At 65.4% G+C, this 14,216-nt stretch carries 17 protein-coding genes and 1 riboswitch; of the genes, 3 read left to right on the forward strand and 14 right to left on the reverse strand.

Translation table 11 applies throughout. The features are described 5' to 3' along the window. Positions 1 to 82: 82 nt before the first annotated feature. Positions 83 to 1,786 carry an ABC transporter family substrate-binding protein gene (locus ABUA28_RS00310; protein ID WP_349901744.1) on the reverse strand — a complete coding sequence of 568 codons (1,704 nt, stop codon included), beginning with the start codon at positions 1,784 to 1,786 and terminating at the stop codon, positions 83 to 85. A 265-nt stretch (positions 1,787 to 2,051) separates the two neighbouring features. Between ABUA28_RS00310 and ABUA28_RS00315 the strand changes: the two genes are divergently transcribed. Beyond that, complete coding sequence (locus ABUA28_RS00315) at positions 2,052 to 2,882, forward strand: CPBP family intramembrane glutamic endopeptidase (protein ID WP_349901745.1); 831 nt, start codon at positions 2,052 to 2,054, stop codon at positions 2,880 to 2,882. Positions 2,883 to 2,888: 6 nt separating this feature from the next. On the opposite strand, the gene gcvP is transcribed toward ABUA28_RS00315, so the two are convergent. The 11 genes from gcvP to ABUA28_RS00370 all read right to left on the reverse strand — a co-directional run bounded on the left by gcvP (position 2,889) and on the right by ABUA28_RS00370 (position 12,530). Further along, positions 2,889 to 5,729: an aminomethyl-transferring glycine dehydrogenase gene (gene gcvP, locus ABUA28_RS00320; RefSeq protein WP_407075408.1), complete on the reverse strand. Its 2,841-nt coding sequence runs from the start codon at positions 5,727 to 5,729 to the stop codon at positions 2,889 to 2,891. A 110-nt stretch (positions 5,730 to 5,839) separates the two neighbouring features. Further along, positions 5,840 to 6,211, reverse strand: coding sequence for a glycine cleavage system protein GcvH (gcvH, locus tag ABUA28_RS00325; RefSeq protein ID WP_349901747.1), 372 nt, complete (start codon positions 6,209 to 6,211; stop codon positions 5,840 to 5,842). Continuing rightward, positions 6,208 to 7,443 (reverse strand): glycine cleavage system aminomethyltransferase GcvT, encoded by a 1,236-nt coding sequence (gene gcvT / locus ABUA28_RS00330; RefSeq protein ID WP_407075409.1) that lies wholly within the window; start codon positions 7,441 to 7,443, stop codon positions 6,208 to 6,210. Before gcvT ends, gcvH begins: the two co-directional genes overlap by 4 nt. Positions 7,444 to 7,602: 159 nt before the next feature. Next, a riboswitch (glycine riboswitch) is annotated at positions 7,603 to 7,694 on the reverse strand. Between the two features lie 227 nt (positions 7,695 to 7,921). Next, positions 7,922 to 8,512, reverse strand: a complete 591-nt coding sequence (locus ABUA28_RS00335; protein ID WP_349901749.1) for a hypothetical protein — start codon at positions 8,510 to 8,512, stop codon at positions 7,922 to 7,924. 83 nt (positions 8,513 to 8,595) lie between these two features. Continuing rightward, positions 8,596 to 9,054: a nitroreductase family deazaflavin-dependent oxidoreductase gene (locus ABUA28_RS00340; RefSeq protein ID WP_349901750.1), complete on the reverse strand. Its 459-nt coding sequence runs from the start codon at positions 9,052 to 9,054 to the stop codon at positions 8,596 to 8,598. A 79-nt stretch (positions 9,055 to 9,133) separates the two neighbouring features. Continuing rightward, a complete protein-coding gene (locus tag ABUA28_RS00345; RefSeq protein WP_349901751.1) occupies positions 9,134 to 10,108 on the reverse strand; it encodes a Ppx/GppA phosphatase family protein in 975 nt (324 codons plus the stop codon). A gap of 10 nt (positions 10,109 to 10,118) precedes the next feature. Then, a complete protein-coding gene (locus ABUA28_RS00350) occupies positions 10,119 to 10,511 on the reverse strand; it encodes a type II toxin-antitoxin system VapC family toxin (protein ID WP_349901752.1) in 393 nt (130 codons plus the stop codon). A 3-nt stretch (positions 10,512 to 10,514) separates the two neighbouring features. After that, positions 10,515 to 10,706 carry a type II toxin-antitoxin system VapB family antitoxin gene (locus ABUA28_RS00355; protein WP_349901753.1) on the reverse strand — a complete coding sequence of 64 codons (192 nt, stop codon included), beginning with the start codon at positions 10,704 to 10,706 and terminating at the stop codon, positions 10,515 to 10,517. Positions 10,707 to 10,753: 47 nt separating this feature from the next. Further along, positions 10,754 to 11,197: an RpiB/LacA/LacB family sugar-phosphate isomerase gene (locus ABUA28_RS00360; protein WP_349901754.1), complete on the reverse strand. Its 444-nt coding sequence runs from the start codon at positions 11,195 to 11,197 to the stop codon at positions 10,754 to 10,756. A 180-nt stretch (positions 11,198 to 11,377) separates the two neighbouring features. Further along, the gene (locus ABUA28_RS00365; RefSeq protein WP_349901755.1) at positions 11,378 to 12,130 is read right to left on the reverse strand and encodes a phosphotransferase; all 753 of its coding nucleotides are present in this window, start codon (positions 12,128 to 12,130) and stop codon (positions 11,378 to 11,380) included. A 1-nt stretch (position 12,131) separates the two neighbouring features. Then, positions 12,132 to 12,530, reverse strand: a complete 399-nt coding sequence (locus ABUA28_RS00370) for a pyridoxine/pyridoxamine 5'-phosphate oxidase (protein ID WP_349901756.1) — start codon at positions 12,528 to 12,530, stop codon at positions 12,132 to 12,134. Positions 12,531 to 12,533: 3 nt separating this feature from the next. Between ABUA28_RS00370 and ABUA28_RS00375 the strand changes: the two genes are divergently transcribed. After that, on the forward strand, positions 12,534 to 12,668 hold the full coding sequence (locus ABUA28_RS00375; protein WP_349901757.1) for a hypothetical protein: 135 nt from the start codon (positions 12,534 to 12,536) through the stop codon (positions 12,666 to 12,668). A gap of 290 nt (positions 12,669 to 12,958) precedes the next feature. Then, on the forward strand, positions 12,959 to 13,684 hold the full coding sequence (locus tag ABUA28_RS00380) for a DEAD/DEAH box helicase family protein (RefSeq protein WP_349901758.1): 726 nt from the start codon (positions 12,959 to 12,961) through the stop codon (positions 13,682 to 13,684). On the opposite strand, the gene ABUA28_RS00385 is transcribed toward ABUA28_RS00380, so the two are convergent. Then, a complete protein-coding gene (locus ABUA28_RS00385; protein ID WP_349901759.1) occupies positions 13,643 to 13,957 on the reverse strand; it encodes a HigA family addiction module antitoxin in 315 nt (104 codons plus the stop codon). The two genes, ABUA28_RS00380 and ABUA28_RS00385, sit on opposite strands and share 42 nt — an antisense overlap. A 2-nt stretch (positions 13,958 to 13,959) precedes the next feature. Next, positions 13,960 to 14,214, reverse strand: a complete 255-nt coding sequence (locus ABUA28_RS00390) for a type II toxin-antitoxin system RelE/ParE family toxin (RefSeq protein WP_349901760.1) — start codon at positions 14,212 to 14,214, stop codon at positions 13,960 to 13,962. Between the last annotated feature and the right edge of the window lie 2 nt (positions 14,215 to 14,216).

Here is a 14,216-nt window from a genome sequence, read left to right on the forward strand (position 1 = left end):
CCAACGCTGAGGCGCCGGACTCTCATCGAGCACCGGCGCCCCAGACTGACTCAGACGTGCTGAGGGCGGACCTGTTGGTTTATTACTTCTTGGTCCAGTCCCAGACGTTCCAGGTGATGCCGTTCTGGCCACCGAACCACTGCACGCCCTTGAGCTTGCTGTTCGACGCGAACACGCCGGGCAGCTGGAACAGCGGGAGACCGTAGGCGTCCGCGAAGGTCGCCTTGTCGATCTGGAGCTTCATCTCATCGAGCTTCTTCGGGTCCAGCGTGGACTGCGTCTCCACAGCCAGCTTGCTCGCGTCGGCATTGTTGTAGTTGTTGTAGTTACCCGAGTTGCCGATCTGGAACAGCTGCGGAATCTGGGCGTTACCAGCACCGGGGTTGATCCATCCGAAGATCGACGCGTCGTAGTCGCCACCGGTGAGCAGGGTGCTCCAGTCCGGCGAACCGCCATCCGTGACGTTGAATCCTGCTTCCTTGGCCGAAGCCTGGATCGCCTGGAACGAGGCCACCCGGTTGGGGTTCTTGGAGTTGTACAGGATCTTCACCGTCGGAGTCTTGCCCGCCAGAAGCGACTTCGCCTTGGCGATGTCGACCTTGTCGTAAGCACTCGAACCGTTCACCTTCACCGCGTTCGCGTACTCCGGGTTGTCCGGCAGCCAGATCTGCGAGTCGAGCACCTTCGCGTCAGGAACGACGGGGGTGACGATGGACTGCAGGATCTGCTGGCGCGGAATCGTCAGCAGGAAGGCCTGCCGCACGGTCGGGTCGCTGAACACCGGCGACTTGAAGTTCAGGTCGAGGTGGTCATATGCGACCTGGTTGCCCTGGTAGACGTGGACACCGGAGATCTTCTTCAGTGCCTCAACCGTGTCAGCGGATGCCTGCGGCTGGATCGCGTCGACCTCGCCGTTCTGCAGAGCGGTCACCTGCGCGTTCGCGTCGCCGATGAAGCGCATGACGAGCTTGTCGAACTTCACCGAGTGCGAACCGCTGTAGTCGGGGTTCTTGGCGAAGGTCATCGACTGCTTGGGCGTCCATCCGGTCACCATGAGCGGACCGCCGGAGACGACGAGGCTCTTGTCCTTCGGCATCGCGGTCGCGTCATAGCCCGTGTTGATGAAGCTCGCGGCCTTCTTGAGGGTCTCGTTGGCCGGGCCAGGGTTCGCCGGGTCGCCCGCCGGGGTGTCCTTGATGGCCTTGATCAGGTCGGCCTCGCTCACGCCCGCCTTCTTCGCGACGACGTGCGCCGGGAACTGGATCGGGTTGACGAGCTCCCAGTCCACGTACGGCTGCTTGTATGTGAAGGTGATCGAGAGGTTGTCGGAACTGACCTTGGGCTTCTCAGAAGACCACGGGTAGCCCGCGGCGCTCGCGAAGTACTGCACGCCCTTGGTCACGTCGCCGTCGTCGTTGAGCGTCGCCGACTCGTAGTAGCCGGAGGCCTGCGCCCAGCCGAGCATCAGGTCATCGGCGTTCATGGGCTTGCCGTCGGACCACTTGAGTCCCGACTTCAGCGTGTACTTCACCGTGAGCGGATCGTCACTGACCTTCTCGTAGGAGCCCAGGTCCTTGTTGTGCACAGGGGTGAACTTCGCGTCGAATGTGAAGAACTGGGGCTGGGTCATCTGCCAGATGAGTCCGTTGGTGTCGAGGTTTCCCTGCGGGGTGTTGTAGTTGAACGATGTGGCCTCGTTCACCTGGGCGATGGTCACCGTTGTGCCGGACTTGGACGATGTCGTCGTGTCAGCACTCGTGGTGCACGCCGCCAGCGCGAGGCTCATAGCCCCTGCTATTGCGACAGCTGAAAGCAGCCGCCTCCGTGTCATTTTCACTTTTCCTCCTGTGCAAAATGGGACGTACGACGGCCGATTCCTAGGTCAGGCCGTCGCGATCGACGCAGCCTCCCCCGTTCGGGCGGCATGCGCTGACAAAACAGTAAACGGAATCCTTGCAAACCGGTAACCATTGTGGGAAATACGTCGTTCGCGCGGCAGAATCTTGCACAAAAGTTAGTGTCTTCGCATAAAACACGATTCTCACCCCCGCATGACCGCCTCGAACGGTGGAACGCACTCGCGTAGCATCGGTCAGGTGCTGCCTGCCGAGTCCCCCAGTCCCGCGGCCGCCCGCGCGTCGCGAGGCCGCATCCGCGCCGAGATCCTGATCGTGCTCGCGCTCTCGCTCGGGGCATCCGCGGTGTATTCGATCGTCAGCATCATCGACCTGTCGACCAGGCGCGCTCCCCTGTCGAGCAACACGGCCAAGCTCAACGTTCCGCTGAACAACCGCGAGGTCTTCGATCTCGTGTACCAGCTCCTCGGGATCGTGTTCGACCTCGCGCCCGTCGCGCTCGTGATCTTCCTGCTCTGGAACCCCGCGAAGCCACACCTAACGCGCCTCGGCATCGGCTTCCACAGGCCCGGTCGGGATGCCCTGGCCGGCCTCGCGCTCGCGGCCATCATCGGCGTTCCCGGCATCGCGCTCTACCTCGGCGGCCGAGCACTCGGACTCACGGTGACAGTCGACCCGAACAGCCTCGGCGGCTACTGGTGGACGATCCCGGTGCTGCTGCTGTCTGCCCTGCGCGCTGGGCTCCAGGAGGAGATCATCGTGGTCGGCTACCTGTTCGCCCGGCTGCGCGATCTCGGCTGGGGAAAGTGGCAGATCATTCTCGCCGCGGCCGTGCTGCGCGGCAGCTACCACCTGTACCAGGGCTGGGGTTCGTTCATCGGCAACGTCGCGATGGGCGTGCTGTTCGGCTGGCTCTACACGCGGTACAGGCGGGTGCTGCCGCTCGTGATCGCGCACTTCCTCATCGACGCCGCGGTGTTCGTCGGGTACCCGTGGGTGGCCGCGACGTTCCCCGCGTTGTTCTGATAAGCGCTACTCGAAGGCCTCCGGCGGCGGGCAGGCGCAGACGAGGTTGCGGTCGCCCCAGGCCTGATCGATGCGACGCACCGGCGGCCAGTACTTGTTGCGCAGGAGTCCTCGCACCGGATACACCGCTCTCTCGCGCGAGTAGGCGTGCCCCCACTCCCCCTCGATGACCGAGCGCGCCGTGTGCGGAGCGTTATGCAGCGGGTTGTCGTCTGTCGGCCACTCGCCCGCGGCCACGGCATCCGCCTCCGCCTTGATCGCGATCATCGCGTCGATGAAGCGGTCGATCTCGGCGAGGTCCTCGCTCTCGGTCGGCTCGACCATGAGGGTGCCCGGCACGGGAAACGACATCGTGGGTGCGTGGAAGCCGTAGTCGATGAGGCGCTTGGCCACGTCATCCACGGTGACGCCCGTCGCCTCGGTGAGCGGGCGGAGGTCGAGGATGCACTCGTGGGCGACGAGCCCGCGCTCACCCGAGTACAGCACCGGATAGTGGTCGCGAAGGCGTGCAGCCACGTAGTTCGCGGCGAGCACGGCCGCGCCGGTGGCGCGCCTGAGTCCGTCAGCGCCCATCATGCGGATGTACGCCCAGCTGATCGGCAGGATGCTGGGGCTGCCGTAGGGAGCGGCGGAGACGGCATTGCGGTGTGCTGGTCTCGATACGTGGGTTTGTGCCTCGCTCGCGACTCGACCAGCCGAGGTCTCGCGCTGGGCCAGCGGATGCCCGGGCAGGTAGGGCGCGAGGTGGGCCTTGGCCGCGACGGGCCCGACTCCCGGCCCACCACCGCCGTGCGGGATGCAGAAGGTCTTGTGCAGGTTGAGGTGCGACACATCGCCGCCGAAGTCGCCGAACCGGGCGAAACCGAGCAGGGCGTTGAGGTTCGCGCCATCGACGTAGACCTGGCCGCCGGCGTCGTGCACGGCCTTGCAGATCGCCGCGACCTCCTGCTCGTACACGCCGTGTGTCGAGGGGTAGGTGATCATGAGCGCGGCAAGCGACTCCGCGTGCTCCGCGATCTTTGCGCGAAGATCGTCGAGGTCGACGTTGCCGAGTTCGTCACAGGCCACGACAACCACGCGCATCCCGGCGAGAACGGCCGAGGCCGCGTTCGTGCCGTGCGCACTGGACGGGATGAGACACACCGTGCGCTGCTCGTTGCCCGCCGCGCGGTGGAAGCCGCGGATCGCGAGCAGGCCCGCGAGCTCGCCCTGGCTGCCCGCGTTCGGTTGCAATGTGACGGCGTCATAGCCGGTGACCTCGGCCAGCCACGTCTCGAGCTGCTCGATCATGCCGAGGTAGCCCTCGACATCCGTCTCTGGTGCAAAGGGGTGGATGTTCGCGAACTCCGGCCAGGACACCGCCTCCATCTCGGTGGCGGCATTGAGCTTCATGGTGCACGAGCCGAGCGGGATCATGCCGCGATCGAGGGCGTAGTCCTTGTCGGCGAGGTACTTGAGATACCGCATCATGCTCGTCTCGGAGCGATGCGTGTTGAACACCGGATGCGTGAGGAACTCGCTCGTGCGCAGCAGCTCGCGGGGAATCCAGCCCTCGATCTCCGAACGGGACACGTACTCCTTCTCCGCCCCGAGGATGCGTGCGACGGCCCGCAGGTCGTCCTCGCTCGTGGTCTCATCGACCGAGAGCTGCACGTGCGTGTCGTCCACCTTGTGGAACAGGTAGCCCGCGCGGTACGCGTCTTCGATGAGCCGGTCGGCGTGACGGTCGGTCTCGAGAGTGAGCGTGTCGAAGTAGTTACCCGAGACGACGGTGTGGCCGCCATCCGTCGCGGCATCGGCCAAGTACCTCGTGCGGCGGGTGATTCGCTCGGCGATGGCCTTGAGGCCCGTGGGACCGTGGTAGACCGCGTACATCGAGGCCATGACGGCGAGCAGCACCTGGGCGGTGCAGATGTTGCTCGTGGCCTTCTCGCGGCGGATGTGCTGCTCGCGTGCCTGTAGCGAGAGGCGGTAGGCGGGGTGGCCGCCCGCATCCTGCGAGACGCCGACCAGGCGGCCGGGAAGCTGTCGTTCCAGACCCGCGCGCACGGCCATGAAGCCCGCATGCGGACCGCCGAAGCCCATCGGAACGCCGAAGCGCTGGCTGGAGCCGACCGCGACATCCGCGCCCAGCTCGCCCGGACTCTTGAGTAGGGTGACGGCAAGAAGGTCTGCCGCGACGACGGCGATGCCGCCCTGCGCCTTGACAGCGTCGATCACCGCGGACGGATCCCACACTCGCCCGGATGAACCAGGGTACTGGATAAAGGCTCCGAAGACGTCCATGCCGACCGTGCGGGGATCGAGGTCGTACGGGGTCTCGTGCAGCTCGATGCCGACAGCTGCCGCGCGGTTCGCGAGCAGCGCCTTGGTCTGGGGCAGGGCATCCGCGTCGACGAGGAAGACGTTCGAGGCGGACTTGGATGCGCGCCTGGCCAGGAGCATCCCCTCGACCACGGCCGTGCCCTCGTCGAGCATGGAGGCGTTCGCGGTCTTCAACCCGGTGAGGTCGGAGATCATGGTCTGGAAGTTGATGAGCGCTTCGAGCCGGCCCTGCGAGATCTCCGGCTGGTAGGGCGTGTACGCCGTGTACCAGCTCGGGTTCTCGAAGACGTTGCGCTTGATCACAGCCGGCGTGATCGTGTCGTAGTAGCCGAGACCGATCATGGAGCGGTTGACCCGGTTGCGCTTGGCAAAGACGCGCAGTTCGGCGAGCGCCTCGCGCTCCGTGGCCGCGGGAGGCAGCGCGGACTCTGCGGCGTGCTCGAAGGATTCCACCGCGATCGAGGCGGGTACCGCAGCCGAGACGAGCTCGTCCACCGAGCCGAAGCCGAGGGTGTCGAGCATGATGTCCTGAGCATCCTCGTCGGTGCCGATGTGGCGTTCAACGAAAGCGTCGCGCGACTGCGTTTCGAAGGATGTTGCCTCGAGGGACAGAGCGCCTTCCACTGCCGACGTCACTCTCCGACCAGCGCGGTGTACTCGTCTGCCGTGAGCATCGCGGGGAGCTCGGAGAAGCTGACCTTGATCATCCAGCCATCGCCGAATGGGTCGCTGTTGACCAGCTCCGGGGACGAGACCACGGCATCGTTGGTCTCGATGACCGTACCGCTGACCGGGGCGAAGAGCTCGCCGACGGACTTGGTCGACTCGATCTCACCGACGACGGTGCCCTCTGTGACGGCGGTGCCGACGGGGGGCAGCTCGACGAAGACGACGTCGCCCAGCTTCTCCGCAGCGTAGGCCGTGATCCCCACGGTCGCCGTGTCGCCATCCACCAGGATCCACTCGTGTTCTGCGGTGTACTTGAGTGCTGCGAGGTCAGTCATGCGTTCGTCCCCTTGTTCGATGTGGTGGCCTGGTTCGGCGTTGCGGAGTGTGTGGATGTCGCCGCCGGCTGCGCTGCCGGTCGCTTGTAGAACGGGAGTGCGACGACGGTTGCCGGCACCTGGGTTCCGCGCACGTCGATGTACAGTTCGGTTCCGAGCGCCGCGTCTTCGGGGCCGACATAGGCCATCGCGATCGGATAGCCGAGAGCCGGAGACAGGGCGCCGCTCGTCACCACGCCCACCTCGCGCTCGTCCGCCGAGTAGACGAGGTACTCCGTGCGTCCGGCGCGCTTGCCCTCGGACACAAGGCCGACAAGAACCCGAGCACCCTCTGGCGGACCGGCCTCCACCGCATCCCGTCCGACGAAGTCGCCCTCTTTCGTGAAGTTCACGACGCGGCCAAGACCTGCCTGCGCCGGCAGGGTGTTGACCGAGAGCTCGTGGCCGTACAGTGGCATCCCCGCCTCGAGACGGAGCGTGTCTCGGCTGGCGAGGCCGGCGGGCACGATGTCGAAGGCTGCTCCGGCCTCCATGAGCTCGTTCCACAGCTGCGGGCCCTGCGCAGATCGCACGTAGAGTTCGAAGCCGTCTTCGCCGGTGTACCCGGTGCGGGCGACCATGACCTCTTGGCCGTGGTACGTGCCCATCGTGCTCCAGTAATAGCCGAGCGCCGAAGCATCGGTCAGGGTCTCGAGGCCGCTGAGCCGCTCAACGACCTCGAGCGAACGCGGCCCCTGCACCGCAACAAGCGCGAGAGCATCACTCTCGTCGAAAACGGTGACGTCGAACTCGGCCGCCCTCGCGGAGAGAGCCCCCGCAACCGCGTAACGGTTGGAGGCGTTGGCGACGATGCCGTAGCGGTTCTCGTGGGTGCGGTAGATGACGAGGTCGTCGAGGATGCCGCCCTCCGGCGTCAGGAGCAGCGAATACTTCGCCTGTCCGATCGCCACGGATGAGATCTTGCCCGCCAGGGCGTAGTCGAGTGCCTCCGCTGCCTCCGGGCCAGAGACGATGATCTCGGCCATGTGCGACAGGTCGAACAGCGCGACGGAGTGACGCACGGCGTGGTGCTCCGCAAGGTCGCTCGAATAACGCACCGGCATCTGCCAGCCGGCGAAGTCCGTGAAACTGGCACCGGCATCCACGTGGACCTGGTGGAGTGGTGAGAGGCGCTGGTGCGCCGGTCGCTGTGGATCTGATCGCTGGTGGTCTGGCACGAGTTCTCCTGGCATCATGGCTGCGGGAACTCCCCCTCTGTCATCAGCCTGAGAGCTTCACCGGCGGTTGCCGGTTTTCACCGTGGGCGGAATTCGCAACGTTTGGGGTCTCGATATATCGCTTCGCGACTACTCGACCTGAATTCGCTGCGCGAATTCACTTTTCAGAGCGGCCAGTTCGATGCGGTACTGAACCTGAGAGATTGGCGGGGAGGCTTGCTCCTTCGGTGTTCGACCTGGTGATCGAACTCTCCCGCATCGTGTTGCGGCCCGGTATGTGGTTGTGGCATCAGCTTAGCAACGGCGCAGATTCGGCGGTACGGATGTGCGTGTTCGTCTTCCATCACGGCTCGCGAAGGTCGATGATCGAAATATGGATATCGGACACATCTTGTTCATCGTCGACTGGGCGATCGTTGCCGTGGGGGCTGTCGGTGCTGTCACCGCGCTCATCACCATGGCAAAACACCAGTACCGCGACTGAGCTGTCGTCTCACGCCGCCGGCCACGGAGCCGCACCTTCAGCGGATGCGCGCTGGAGCGCCAGCAGATCATCCGTGAGCAGGACCATCCGCTTGCCCTTCTCTCGTTCGTAGCTTGAGTCGACGACAATGTTCGCGCGGTCGAGCCAGTCGCCGACGGCTCTCGAGATGTCATGCCAGGCATCCTGACGCGCACTCTCGATGAGCTCGTGCAGGTAGTTCTCGTCGGAGCGTCGTCCGCGCAGTGCTGCGACGAGCGCCTCCGAGGTGTCGTGCCGAAGCCGCAGATTGTGGGCATCAGCACGGCGATAGTCGTGTGCGTGCGAGGCCTTGCCCGGCATCGACGCGATCATACGGAGCTGCCGGGCGATTCGCGTGGCTTCGAGGTCGAACTCGTCGATCAGCGCCCCGATCGCACGCCTGGCCTCACCGAGGTACTGCTGGGGCTCGTAGGGGCGGTCGTTGGTGAGCACACCCACGATGATGCGGTTCTTGAGCGCCATCCTGGACGAGTACTGTGCCAGCATGAGGCCCTCGGAGACCGCATCCTCAAGGGTGATCGGCTCGACGGCTGGCAACTCTGATTCGTCGAAGGGTCGCATCCTGACCCGTCCTCGACGACGAAACCACTTCACTTGCGTTTCTCAACATCTCTGCGCGCGCCGCGTTGCCCTGTGTCTCAAGCCTAGCCAGTGGGGACGACGCTCAGCCGCACAAGCGGGATCTCCGGGTCGCTTTCACCGGTCGCCGCGATGATCGCCGCGTGCAGCTCCGCCCACGCCTTCGGATGCAGTGCGCTGTAACGATCGAGTACCGTCGCCGATTCCCCGGTCTCCAGCACGGCGGCTCGCATGGGGATCGCGCGCCGCGAGCCGATGCTGACCCGGCAGTCCGGATGCGCGACGAGGTTGCGGAACCACTGCGCCTTGCGGCCAAATCCCGAGGCGATGATCACGACATCCCGTGATTCTCGTGCGACGGTTTCGAGGACGACATAACGCTTTTCACCAGAGACCCGGCCGACGTGCTCCAGAAGCAGCAGCTTTCCCGCGAACAGGAATCCCAGCCCCGCGCGAAACAGCCCGATCGGCGCGCGCACGGCCCAGCGTGTCGTGAGGATGCGAGCGGCGAGGTCTCCTGCCATACGCAGATGGTACCCGAGTGCTCATCACGCGCGCGGGATCGAGGCGCCGTCTCGGTGCGAGACGGCGGGGGGGGGGGAGTCAGTGGGCAGTGCGGCCCGCCTCGAGTGACAGCGCGACGCCGTCGAGAATGTCGTGCTCGCTCGTGGTGACGAACTCGAGCGGGTGCCCCGCGGCGACCGACGCCTCGGCGATCCGCTGCACGACGGCCGACCAGATCATGGCGCCGGTGACGATGACGTCGACCCGCCCCGGGTGCAGGTAGGGCAATGCTGCTCGCTCTGCCCGGGGCATCCGGCTGAGGTCATCACACGCGGCGAGCACCGTGGCCACGGGCAGCCGCGCCCCGTCGATGGCGTCGGGGATGTACGAGGCGAGGCGAAGCGCGTGCGCCGTGATGGTCGTGACGGTGCCGGCGACTCCGATCACCTCGGTCGCGCGGCCGAGGTCGACGGTCTCGGATGCGGCATCCAGCGCCGCGTCGACGGCCGCGCGCACGCTGTCGCGCTCGGGCTGCGAGGGCGGGTCGGTGTGCACGGTGCGCTCCGTCAGGCGAACGGAGCCGACATCCATCGAATAGGCGGCGTGCGGCGTGCGACCTCCCAGCACGAGTTCGGTGGACCCTCCGCCGATGTCGATGACGAGACGCTCGAGCGTGTCATCGCCGAGCGCGGCAGGATCCAGCGCGGTGAGCGCGCCGCGAAAGGAGAGCGCAGCCTCTTCCGTGCCGGCGATGACCTCCGCCGGTACGCCCAGGAGTGCCTCGACCGCATCCGTGAACTCTGCCCGGTTGGCGGCATCGCGGGTCGCCGAGGTTGCGACGAAGCGGATGCGCTCCACCTCGTGCTCGCGGCACAGTTCGGCGTAGCGGCGGGTTGCCTCGAGCGTGCGTTCCAGTGCGCCCTCGCTGAATCTGCCGGTGCGATCCACGCCCTCGCCGAGGCGCACCAAGTCGAGGGTGCGCACCACATCGCGAAGGCCGCCGCGCCCGTCGAGATCGGCGATGAGCAGTCGGATCGAGTTCGTTCCGCAGTCGAGGGCGGCAACTCTGGTCATGCGCGGATCCTCACGGTGTGCTCGTTGTTGTCGGAAGGTCGGGACCAAATGCAATCCCCAGCTGTTCTGCCGCAGCGTGCAGTTTCTTGTCCCGTGTCCACACCACCGCACCCTCTGTCAGCAACACCGAGGCAAGCAGGTAGGCATCCACGAGGCTGAGGCCATCGCCGTACAGTTGCCTGCTCTTGATGAGGTGCATGACCTCGACATGAGTGGCACGTTCTGCCGATGCCAGCCCCGCGAGGGAGCCAAGAAGTTCTTCCCGATTACGCAGGTTTCCGAGGGCGAGTTCACCGAGAACCATCGGATGCTGGAGAACAGCAGAGCTCTCCAGGAGCCCGATGAGCACGGGGTCGGACCGATGCAGATGATCGATCCACACCGAGGTGTCGACCAGGATCACCGCTCAGGCGACCCGCCTGCGCGGCGCAGTGGTCGCGCGAGGATCCGTGCCACCGAGCAACGCCAGCCGCCGGGCACTTTCGCGCTCGATCAGCGCCTCGAGCCCCAGACGGATGAGCGTGGATCGCTCCTCGCGCCCGGTCAGCTCAGCGGCCCTCGCCACCAGCTCGTCGTCCACCGTAACCGTTGTCCGCATGGATACCTCCGCACCAAACATAGCACCGAATGATGCTGGGAATGATGCTACCTACGCGACTCGTATGCGGCGATCTCGTCGAGCTTGGGCGCATAGCTGCCCGCCGGGTCGTGGCGCAGGTCGAGCCAGAGGTCGACCAGCGCGGTCGCGGCGGCGGGCGCGATGACGTTCTGGCCCATGCAGAGGATCTGGGCGTCGTAGTTCTCGACCGCGCCGCGCACCGTCACCAGGTCGTGGGCGGTCGCGGCGCGCACCCCGTCCACCTTGCTCGCGGCGATCGCCGTGCCGACCCCCGTGCCGCAGACGAGGATGCCCCGATCCGCCCGGCGATCGACGATGGCCTCTGCTGCCGCGAACGAGACGGCGGGATAGGTGATCTCCGGCGTCGAGAGATCGATGACTTGGGTGACCCGGTCATCCGCTTCGAGCCAGGACTTGATGGCGTCTTTCAGTGCCGAGCCGTTGTTGGGAGCTCCGATGACTATGCGCATGAGTGGTCCAATCCGGCGAGCGCTGACTGCGTCTCGTCATGGTCGCGTATCGGCCGTGAATCCAGCCTAGCTTTCGGTGAGGAGCGCATGTCGGTCTGCTTACGGGCACTCCGGAGTTCCTCTGCAATCGTTATCGGCATGCCCGCAAACCAGGTCGGTACAGTTCCGGAGGGGTGAGTTCTACTCGGTGGCTCCGAGAGCCTCAGCCCACAGGCTCCTGCCCTGTTCCACGAATTGCGCGATGGTCCGCCAATGCTCACCGTGACCCTCAACGAACATCGCACCCCAGGGTTCCACACCGTCGCGGTGAGATGTGCGCAGCAGTTCGTACATCGCCCACGTGCGTTCGGGCAGGGCCTCGACAAGACCGGCGCGCAGGTCTGAATCGGCACCGTATCCGTCCACAAAGGCGCGCAATGCTTCGGTGGCAAGATGCGGGTCGGCCGACGCATCGTTGAGAGTGAATGCCTGCGCGGAATACGCGAGATCCCACAGTCGGGTGCTTGCCGCAGCTCCATCCCAGTCGACGAATAGCCAGCGCTCACCCACGAGCAGGTTCCACGGCGTGAGATCCCCGTGGCACACCAACCGGGCTTCGGCAACCGGGATCAGCGCCGGGGCAAGCCCGAGGGCATCCGCGTCGAGTCCTTCACTCGTATCGTGGATCTGTCGCACCATGGCTCCTACCCTGGCGAGCTGGGCGTGGATGAGAGGCGGGGCATCCGTAGCGGGAGTGCCCGGCACGAACTCAGTCACCATGCGTCCCTGGGCGTCCCGGCCCATTGGCCGGGGGACATCAACGCCGCGTTCACGCAGGATCCGCATGTATTCGAGAACACCCGCCGACCCCTCCGACCACGGCTTTCGAACTGTCCCGCCGACGCGAACCACCTCTGCGCTCGCATTGCCTCCCGGCAGCGCTTCTTCTTTCATTTCAGGCGTCTGCCACTCGCCAGGCCTTTCCGCTGCGCACGAAGACGACGCGGATGTGGTGGCGGTCTTCGGAGCCCTGCCAGAACTCCACGCGGCTCGGCACGACGCGCCACACGGTCCAGTCATCCGGATCGACGCCCTCCTGCGCGGCGGCACTTCTGGCGTGCAGGTCGGCGAGGCTCTCCTCTCGCGACGCCTCAACCACAGGCCCTCGCACCCGAACGGAGCGCACCAGAGGCTGCCACCAGAAGGTGAGGGCGGCCTGCGGGTTCACGGCGAGTTGAACACCCTTCGCGCTCGACCTGGTACTCGCGAACGCCCATCCGCTCTTGTCGACGTCCTTCAAGAGCAGAATTCTCGCGTCGGACATCCCGTGTTCATCCACGGTCGACAGCGTCATGGCGTGAGGCTCGGCAACACCCGCGCGCTCGGCATGCTCAAGCCACTCGAGGAAGAGCACCGCCGGATCCGCTGGCAGCGCCTCGCGATCGAACGTCGGGGCGACTCCGGCCAGCGATGGCAGGGCTCGCAGGTGTGATCGCACATCCGCTGTCACAAGACGCCCGGCCAGTGGAAGGCATCGACCGAACCCACGCCCTTCAGCGCACGCACGCCATCATTCGCCATCAGGCATCACCTCTCGCCGTGCCCCGCCCTGTACGGCAATCTACGTCGGATCGACGACCCCGGCAAACACCGCACGCCTCCGCTTCGGGTCGATCGAGCCGCCATCCATCAGGTCACCAGGTCACCATCAGTGATAATTGACGAGTTCGACATCTTCCGCCCCGTCCACCGACGCCCGAGGCCGCTGCTACGCTCGCGCTCATGCGCATCGTCGTCTCTGGCACCCATGCCACGGGTAAGAGCACACTGATCACGGACTTCGTGCGCCAGCACTCGGAATTCACGGTCTTGCCCGACCCCTTCGAACTCCTGGACGAAGCGTGGGATTCGCCGAACCCGGCGATGTTCACTGCCCAGCTGCGCATCGCGGCGGACCGACTCGTCCGCGACGACGAAGACGAATGCCTCATCGCGGAACGGGGCCCCATCGACTTCCTCGCCTACCTCCTCGCGATGGCCGAGCTGACCGGTAGTTCCCTAAGCGACGATCTGATCGAACGCGCGACGACGATGAGCGCGGTCGCACTCCGCACGGTCGATCTGCTCGTGGTACTCCCGCTCGCTCCAAGCGATCCGATCCACGTCGGCGACGAGGAGTACCCCGAACTGCGGGACGCTATGAACGACATGCTGCTCGACCTCATCGATGACCCCGACGTCATCGGAACTCAGCTGACCGTGGCCGAGATCACCGGAGATCCCGCTGCTAGACTCACCGCGCTCGAAGCTCTCGTCGGCGAACACGCGTCGAGACCCACCGGGGAGGCCAGGGGAAACACCGGCGATGTCGAGAGGCAGGTGATCACGCGTGAAGACGAGCAAGTGCCGCCCACGATACGACGTAGCCGACAACCTTCTGGACCAGTCTGTGCCCCATCCCCTCGATCACGCGACCTTGAGTGGCGTGATCGCAGCGATCTGTTCTGACACCCGATCCTGGGCGAGCTCCAGTTCATAGTGGGCCTGCAGGTTGAGCCAGAACTGAGGGTCGATCCCGAAGTAGCGCCCAAGGCGCAACGCAGTATCAGCGGTGATCGCCCGCTTGCCGTGCACGATCTCATTGATGCGGCGCGGCGGTACCTTGATAGCCACCGCCAGCTTGTTCTGAGTAATCCCGAAACCTTCGATGAAGTCCTTCATGAGCACCTCACCAGGGTGAACAGGGTCCCACCGCTCAGTGGTAATCGACGAGTTCGACATCTTCAGCACCTCTCTTCTGTCCAGGTGAAACAAATTCGCCATTGATCGTTCACGCGGATGCCGTGCCGTCCCGTACGGTTGCCTTTCAGCGACTCCAGCCGGTTTCCCGGTGGCACACGCAACGAGTCGAGGAACCGAGCAGCGTGAATCTGCGTCAACTTACGGATGGCTACCTTCTGAACACGGGGATCGATCGACGGCACTTTGTCTCGGTGCCACAGCCGCTCGGTCACCTTGCCGGCGAAGGACCTGATCACGC

The organism is Parafrigoribacterium humi (assembly GCF_040227205.1).
GTDB lineage: Bacteria > Actinomycetota > Actinomycetes > Actinomycetales > Microbacteriaceae > Parafrigoribacterium_A > Parafrigoribacterium_A humi.